Genomic DNA, 4,529 nt, shown 5'->3' with positions numbered 1-4,529 from the left:
GCCCCGCCCCGCTCAAGGAGAGACTTCGTGGCCCCCACCGCGCGGATCGCCCCCGGCGTCGTCCTCGTCCGCACGCCCGGCCAGGGCCTCGCCGTCCGTACGGCCGACGGGGAGTTCCTGCGGATCGACACCGGCGACGTGCCCCCCGAGGCGCTCGTCGCCCACCTGACCTCGGGCCGGGGCGAGGCGGGCGCCGACCCCGGACTCGACCGGCTGGCCCGCGCGTTCGAGGAGGCCGGGTACGCGGGTGACGCCGCGAGCGCGCCCCCGCTCGCCGGGCACACGGTCCATGTCCTCGGCGACGGCCGGCTGACCGGCCCGCTCACCCGCTGTGTGCGGGACGCGGGCGGCGACGTGCGCACCGCCGGCCCCGCCTCGGTCCGCGCCCTGCTCGCCGACCGCCGAGGGCAGCGGGAGCGGCAGGCCGTCGTATGGTGCCTGGCCGACCCGGTGCCGGACGGCCTGTGGGCGGAAGCGGACCGGCTGCCCGCGCACGGCGTCGGCTGGCTGCGCTGCCACCGCGAGGGCCGGCAGGTGTGGCTGGAGCCGCTCTCCGCCGCGCCCGGCGACGTCACCTCGGAGCACGTACGGCTGCGCCGGCTCGCCGCCACGGCCGCGCACCGCGAACTCGCCGCCTACTGGGCCGGTCACGGCACGCCGGACACCGGCCCCGCGCACACCGAGGCGTCGGCCGCGCTGACCGCCGCGCTGCTCTGCGCCGACCTCGTCGCGTGGGCGTCCGGAGCGCCGCTCGTCGTACGCCGCCGGCTGCGCCGCGTCGACCTGCGGGATCTGGCCGTGACGACGCACCCCGTACTCCCCGTCCCGCACGCGGCTCCACTGCCGTCCCTGTCGCCGTCGCCGTCGCCGTCGCCGTCGCGGAGCACCGCCCCATGAGCCCCGCGCACCTGAGCCCCGCGCACCCGCCCTACCGGCCAGGCCGGGCCACGGATGTGCGGCTGCCCCCGCACCCCGGCCCGCATCCGGCGGTCGTCCTGCGCACCCCCTACGACCGGCGCAGCCACCGCGCGGAGCTGAGCGCCTGGGCGGCGCGCGGCTTCGCCGCCGTCGCGCAGGACGTACGCGGCCGGTACGCGGCGGGCGGGGCCTGGCACCCGTACCGCGACGAGGAGTCGGACGGCGCCGCGACCCTGGCCTGGATCCGGGCCCAGGAGTGGAGCGACGGGCGCGTCGTGGCCGTCGGCTCCTCCTACGCGGCGTACTGCGCGCTCGCCGTCGCACTGGGCGAGGACCCGGCGGCCCGCCCGGACGCGGTGATCGCGGCAGTCCCCGCGCTCGGCCTGGCCGAGACCGCGCGCGAACGCACAGGACCCGAACGGCTGCTGTCCCGCGCCGGGTGGTGGGCCGCGCACGGCGACCGCCCCGAGTCCGGGCCCGCGCCGCTCGACCCCGGGCGCCTGGAGCACCTGCCCGTGCACACCCTTCTGGACCTGCCGTCCTGGCCCGGCGTGTGGGAGGGCTGCCGGCGCGACGTGCTGCTGGCGCGCGCCGCCACCGCCGGACTGCCGCTGCTCGCCGTGGGCGGTACGCACGACCCGTTCGCCGAGGACACCGTGCGGCTGTGGCGCCGCTGGGGCGGTCCCGCGCGGCTGCTGCTCGGCCCCTGGGGGCACGGCCTCACCGCCGAGCCGGCGCCCGGTGCGCGGCGCGCGCACCGGGTGAACCTGGGCGAGCTCTCCGTGCGGTGGGCCCGCGCGGCGCTCTCGGGTGCGGTCTCCGCTGACCGCGGGGGTGTTGTCGCTCTCGGAGCGAGCGACGTGTGGTGCGATGCCCGGTTGCTGGTGACGTCCCGCGGACACGGCCCCGTTGTCGGCAAGGTGCTCGGGTTCGGGGCCCGGGACGGGCTGCGGGTGGTCTCGGGGCGGGAGTTCACCGCCGACCCGTGGCGTCCCGTACGGTCCGACACGCTGGACGTGCCCCGGCACGGCGTGCCCGACCGGTGCCTTCTGGTGACCCCTCCGCTGCCCCGGCCGCTCGACCTGCTGGGGGCGGCGGACGTCCGGCTGGACGCCGCCGCCGACACCCCCGCGGCCGACTGGGCGGCCCGCCTGGTCGCCCTCGGCCCCGACGGGCGCGCCGAGCCGCTGGCGGTCGGCGTCGTCCGGCGTACCGGGGCGGCCGGGGAGCCCCGCACGTTCAGCGTGCCGCTCGGCACCCTCGCGCGCCGGCTGCCCGCCGGAACCCGGCTCCGACTGGAGATCGCCGGGCACCACTTCCCCGCGCACGCCCGCAACCCGCACACCGGCGAGGACCCGGTCACCGCCACCCGGCTGGCCGCGTCCCGGCGCACCGTACGCCCGTCGGGCAGCGCGCTGGCGCTGGCCGTGGCCTGGCGCGCCCGCGCCGCCGACCCCGCACAGGAGATACCGAGTTGACCAGCACCCTGGACGTCGAGGCGCTCGTGGACCCGGTCTGCGGGCTGATACGCAGGGTCGAGTCCGTCCCGCACCCCTCCGGCGCCCCGCCCCGCTACACCGCGATGACCGCCGACGTCTCCGACGCGCGCCGGTTCGGCGCCTGGCCCGCCGACCGGGTCTCGCTGGGCACCACCTTCGGCGACCCGGCCGGGGCCCGGCTCGCCGCGATCGCCGAGGCCGTCGAGCGCTACTGCGGCAACCGCCTCCCGCCGCCCGGCCACCCGGACGCGCCGCGCCGCGCCACCGCCGCCGAACTCGCCGCCGAGGGGCGCCGGGTGTACGGGCCCGGCGCGCTGCCCCGCTACGCCGCATGGCAGTACCAGCGGCCCGGCTACCCCTACCGGCCGCTGACCGGCGACACCCCCGCGCTGTGGGCGCGCGGCACCGAGGCGGGGGAGGAGTGCTGGGTCCCCGTCGCGCTGAGCCACCTCAACTGGCGGCAGGGCGCCCTGCGCGAGCTGCCGCGCACCCACCATCTGAACTACGCGGGCATCGCCACCGGACAGGGCCTCGACGACGCCGTCGAGCGCGGCCTGCTGGAGGTCGTCGAGCGCGACGCGCTGGAGCTGTGGTGGCACCTGGACGGGCCGGCGCGCGGCATCGACCCCGCCTCCGTGCCGGGCCTGGAGCGCGACCTCGACGGCTGCGGGCTGGACGTCCACCTCGTCGAGATGCCCTCCGAGTTCGCGCCCTGCGTGGCCGCCCTCGTGCGCGACGCGGGGCGCGGTATCCACGCCGCCGGGTTCGCCTGCCGGTACGACCCGGCCGAGGCCGCCCGCAAGGCCGTGCTGGAGGCCGTGCACACCTGGGTGTTCACCCAGGGCACCGTGGACGCCGACGGCTGGGTGTACCGGGCCGTCGACGCCGGGCTGCTCGCCCGCGGCCTCTACCTCGACCACCGACAGGACCGGCGCTATCTGGACGACTGCGGCCCGGACTTCGCCGCCGTACGCGACCTGGGCGCGCACGTCCAGGTGTGGCTCGACCCGCGGACGGCGCCGCTCGCCGGCCGGTTCACCGAGCCCGCGCTCGGCACCGTACCCGTCGGCGAACTCGCCCCCGGCAGCCGCGCGGAGCTCGACGCGCGGCTCGCGCAGGGCGGTCACCGGGTCCTCACCCTCGATGTGACGACGGAGGACGTGGCCGAGACGCCGCTGCGGGTCGCCCGCGTCCTGGTCTCCGGCCTCGTCCCCAACGCGCCCGCCGCGTTCGGCTACTTCGGCTGCCCCAGGTTCGGCGAGGCGGCGCGGGCCCGGGGCTGGCGCACCGCCGATCCGGCCGGGCCCGAGGACTTCACCCTCGCCCCGCCGCCCCACATGTGAGCCGGAAGTGCGGCCGGTCAGCGACATGACACCCAGCAGCGGCGGTGCGCCCTCCGTACGCGAGGCCCTCGCCCGCGCCCGCTCCACGAGCCCGCCGGACCCCGACTTCCCGGCCGGGCGGCTGGTCACCGCCTGGCCGGGGCCCGCACTGCCGGTGCCGCCCGCACTGGACGGGCCGCTGCGGCGCGCCCTCGCGGGCACCCGGCTGCGGCCCGCCGCCTCCGCGGGCGCCCTGCACCCCGTCAACACCCACCTGCTCCAGGGGCCCGGCGGCACGCTGCCGCCGGGCCGGTACGGCTACGATCCGCGCGCCCACCGGCTCCACGCGCGCGGCCCCGCGCCGCGCGGAGCGCCGCCCGGCGCGCTCGCCGTCCTCACCGTCACGGCCCGCCGCACCGTCTCCCACTACGGGCACCGCGCCTGGCCGCTGCTGCTGCTGGACACCGGGCACGCCATCGCCGCGCTCGCCCTCGCGGGGGCCGTGGGCGTGTGCCCGGACGCGGACGGCGCGCTGCTCGCGGCCGCCGCCGGGCTCCCCGGGCGCCGGGACGGTGCGGAGCCCGAACACGGCCTGGCCGCCGTCGCGCTGACACCCCCGGCACCGGACGCGCTGACGCGGTGGTCCCGCCCCGGCCCCGCGGCCGCACCGGCGCCGGCCGGACTCGCGGTGCCGCCGGTACTCGCCGACACCTGGCGGCTGCTGGACGAGTTGGCCGCCGCCCCCGCGGCACCGGAGCGGTGGCTCCCGCTCAGCCCCCGTGCCCTTTCT

4 protein-coding genes are annotated in these 4,529 nt (G+C 79.3%); all 4 read left to right on the top strand.

The genetic code is table 11. The annotated features are described in order from the left end of the window. Positions 1-27: 27 nt before the first annotated feature. Positions 28-897: a hypothetical protein gene (locus G5C65_RS31685; protein WP_165302486.1), complete on the top strand. Its 870-nt coding sequence runs from the start codon at positions 28-30 to the stop codon at positions 895-897. Beyond that, on the top strand, positions 894-2,396 hold the full coding sequence (locus G5C65_RS31680) for a CocE/NonD family hydrolase (RefSeq protein WP_165302485.1): 1,503 nt from the start codon (positions 894-896) through the stop codon (positions 2,394-2,396). The genes G5C65_RS31685 and G5C65_RS31680 overlap by 4 nt, the downstream gene beginning before the upstream one ends. Continuing rightward, positions 2,393-3,760: a YcaO-like family protein gene (locus G5C65_RS31675; RefSeq protein ID WP_165302484.1), complete on the top strand. Its 1,368-nt coding sequence runs from the start codon at positions 2,393-2,395 to the stop codon at positions 3,758-3,760. The genes G5C65_RS31680 and G5C65_RS31675 overlap by 4 nt, the downstream gene beginning before the upstream one ends. Positions 3,761-3,785: 25 nt before the next feature. Next, positions 3,786-4,529 (top strand): nitroreductase family protein (locus tag G5C65_RS39715; RefSeq protein WP_478501617.1); only part of this gene is annotated, 744 nt, incomplete at its 3' end.

Source organism: Streptomyces boncukensis (genome assembly GCF_011045075.1).
Taxonomy (GTDB): Bacteria; Actinomycetota; Actinomycetes; order Streptomycetales; family Streptomycetaceae; genus Streptomyces; species Streptomyces boncukensis.
The sequence above is the reverse complement of the archived record's forward strand: the minus strand, read 5'-3'. Positions and strand labels throughout refer to the sequence as shown.

Excerpts from the sequence above, each read along its gene's own strand:
- G5C65_RS31680 (WP_165302485.1), top strand. The coding sequence starts at position 894 with ATGAGCCCCGCGCACCTGAGCCCCGCGCACCCGCCCTACCGGCCAGGC.